The sequence below is a fragment of the Phycisphaerae bacterium genome (genome assembly GCA_041652575.1).
In the GTDB taxonomy this organism is placed as follows: Bacteria; Planctomycetota; Phycisphaerae; order Sedimentisphaerales; family UBA12454; genus UBA12454.
Map to the genome: position 1 here is coordinate 1 of JBAZHC010000027.1, position 3,203 is coordinate 3,203.

Sequence of the window (3,203 nt, forward strand, 5' to 3'; positions counted from 1 at the left end):
AGCCGGTAATTATGACTTCCGCAAATGACGTTGCAACCTGGGACGGCAGCGTAGTTACATACGATGGTAACGATGTAAATGACATTATTACAATGGGTGACCCCAAGACAGGTACCTGGCGTCCGGCTTGTAATGAATGGGGTAATCTGACCTTAATGGGCGAGGCCCTGATTTCCGCTTCGCATTATGGCGATGCAATAGTCAGTTATGTTGATGGTGCCGGCGCTCCAGCCGTTAACAACTCGAAGTGTCCTACCGGTCTTAATAAGAAGATTATGGAAGGTTTAACGGCAACTTTCACCGGAGACCCAAACGTATTATACGGCGGTGACAATGATGACGATGACAGCGGCTGCATTCGCTACCTTTCACTTCGTTACGGTGGAAAGGTAATTGAACTCCAGAACGAGCTTAACGGCCTTTCACTGGGAGCCATTGGTCGTGGAACAGAGATTAGTCACGTCGAAATCATGAACAACGTTGATGACGGTATCGAGATTTGGGGTGGGACAGTTGATTTGGACCACATCAGTATCTGGAATATCGGTGACGACAGTCTGGATATTGACGAAGGATATCGCGGCTGCATCGAATACGGTATTATTGTTCAGGGTTACTGCGCTGATGCATCTCAGGGTTCAGGTGTTGGTGATAACTGCTTCGAAACCGACGGTGCCGAGGATGCAGATGCCCAGCCGATGACAACAACCAGAATTAAGTACTTCACCGTCATTGGTCAGCCGGACGGCGATTTCGGAACTTGCTGGCGTGACAATGCCCGCGTACAGTACAAATCTTGCATTTGGATGGATTTGGGCGATGACCTTGTCGGATTTGATAATACCGATGGTGATGGTGCAAATGGTTATGACGGCCTCGAGTCCGAAGCACCTTATAAGAGTAGTAACTGGGTTTCAACTAACCCGATAAGAATTAGTTCTGCTGATGGTACAATGTCGTGGAGAGACACTTGGCAGACCGATTTCGCGACTTGGGCAGGTTCGGCCTGGGCAGATCCTCGCGGTTGCGAATATGACCCGAACGACTTGTACAGATTTCTGTGCTGCTGCTGCGAACCACCGGCCAAGCTCGCACAGATTACCAACAGCGTGTTTTATAATGTTAAAAGATATAACGAAGCCGATGTTGTTGGTGTAACAAGTGCCGGCGGTTATAACGGCCTTCAGGCAGCGACGAACGTGAAAGAGCCGGCTGATATGCCGATTCAGAAAATCGTTCGCGGCCCGCAGGTACTTCCCGGCGGCAAAAAGATGGAACCGGTTATTCTGCTCAACCCCATTTCCACAGCAGATGCCTTTACCAAAGGCGCAGGTGGCTTCAGCTGCGGTGACAACTGGCTGACCGACTGGACAGCGGCAGATTCATACGGGATGATTGATAGATCAAACAGTGATTTGAATTGTGATGATGATATAAACCTGTTCGACTTTGCAGAATTTGCCGAGGATTGGCTTCTTATATAAAATTTAGATTGACCTAATCTAACACACAAAATGGCAGTGGCTTAATGCCCTGCCATTTTTTTATTTTTATCCTGCTTGCCGCATATCAGTACTGAAAAGAGCAATTTTTCGCTAACGTAAATAAAATGCTCTTCTAACATTCCTCACATATTTTCGCGGTTTAATTCCAGTAAAAGGAGTGGGCCGGGTTAGAAAATAAACCCCTCTAAACCGCCGGGACAGATTCTGGCAGGCTGTCCTGTTTATTTAACGATTAGTTTAAAGCGTCTTTTACAGGTTGATATTATGCATTCAGCAGCGAATTTACGGTTTTTAATGAGCGTTTTTCTTCTTTTAGTTGTTACTGGATGTAACAAAAAGATTCAAAAAGACGTTCCGTTAGATAAACCGATTTCAGAATTTCAAAGCGAGCTGCTTAATATCGCTTTTGAAACGGCTACATCGATTCCAGTTGACCCGCATATCAAAGACCGGTCGAAGGCGCAGGAGGCGGTTGTTGATGTATGTTTGAAACTTGACCAGGCAAGACTCGCTGCTGCTTATGCTGAACGAATCGATGATTGGCGACGCGGTTTATGTTATGCCGATATCGCGTTCTACTGTGCCGAGCAGGGCTACACAGACAGTGCGGAAAAATATATAGAATTTGCCGGTTCGGTTGCAGAGAAAAGTACCGGTCAAAAATGGCAGACGGACAGAATCAAGACGAAAATCGCCCAGACTTACGCGCTTCTTAAACAGACCGAAAAGGCAGAACGATATAATAGCGACCTGACAAATTCCGAGACCGGCAAATTCCAGTCGGCAAAAATATCTGTTTCGGACGCCAACTCTTTCGACGCACAGGTCGAAGCGCTGGATTCGTTGATTGACAGGGGGGATTTCGACGTCATAAGAAATACTCTTCAGGCATATGCAGTTCTTTTCGACCGTTTTTACGATAATGCCGAACGTCGCTCGCTCGCCGAAGAGAAAATACGGACTGCTTTGGAAAAATATAAGCTGCCGGGTTTTATTTTTTTGGAGTTACTGGCCGACATTTCTCAATCTTATATCGAACACAACGACCCGAACAAAGCCCTCGAACTGGTAAATGAAGCGAAGTTTATTTTAGATAACAGTCAATGGCCGCTTGAGCAGCTTATTAAATACCGGACGATGCTGACTGAGTTGCGTTTTCGCGCAGGGGAAACTGAAAAAGCTCTTGGTGACGCCGATGCCATTTTAAATTTATATAACGAGAAGAAAAATTTAATTATCAACATTTACCGCGCAGAAGCATTTCGTCGTATTGCTCGGATGTATTCGTCAATGGGTAATACCCAGGCTGCATTGTCAGTTTATAAACTGGCTGTTGAGGCGGGAGTCGAAAATCCTAATTCCAGGCCGAGAGCCGAAGATTTGTCCGCGACCTGCTGCTCAATGGTTTTATATGCTGTCGAACCTGACGCCGAACTTTGGTCACGAATTCGTCAGATTAGCGAATCATTGGGGGCACCATGGTAAATCGGCGGAAGTTGCGGTGCTGTGTATTTTTATTAACGTTATTTTTGTCTTTTGCTGCCGTCGCGGATGAGCAGGCAGGCGGTATCCGCGGCATTATCTACGATAAAGATTTTGAGGCGCCTCTTGCTGCCGCACAAGTCCTGATTGCTGAAACACAGGAACAGGTAAATACCTCTGATGAAGGCAATTTTATTTTCAGTCAGGTAGTACCGG

3 protein-coding genes are annotated in these 3,203 nt (G+C 46.3%); all 3 read left to right on the top strand.

What is annotated here, in order from left to right; translation table 11 throughout:
• Window positions 1-1,484 (top strand): hypothetical protein (locus tag WC496_12750; protein ID MFA5293882.1); only part of this gene is annotated, 1,484 nt, incomplete at its 5' end.
• Window positions 1,485-1,769: 285 nt separating this feature from the next.
• Complete coding sequence (locus WC496_12755; protein ID MFA5293883.1) at window positions 1,770-2,990, top strand: hypothetical protein; 1,221 nt, start codon at window positions 1,770-1,772, stop codon at window positions 2,988-2,990.
• On the top strand, window positions 2,984-3,203 hold a 220-nt coding region (locus WC496_12760), incomplete at its 3' end, for a hypothetical protein (protein MFA5293884.1). The genes WC496_12755 and WC496_12760, both read left to right, overlap by 7 nt.

Bases quoted from the DNA above. Each gene is read 5' to 3' on its own strand.
- WC496_12755 (MFA5293883.1), top strand. From the start codon at position 1,770: ATGCATTCAGCAGCGAATTTACGGTTTTTAATGAGCGTTTTTCTTCTT.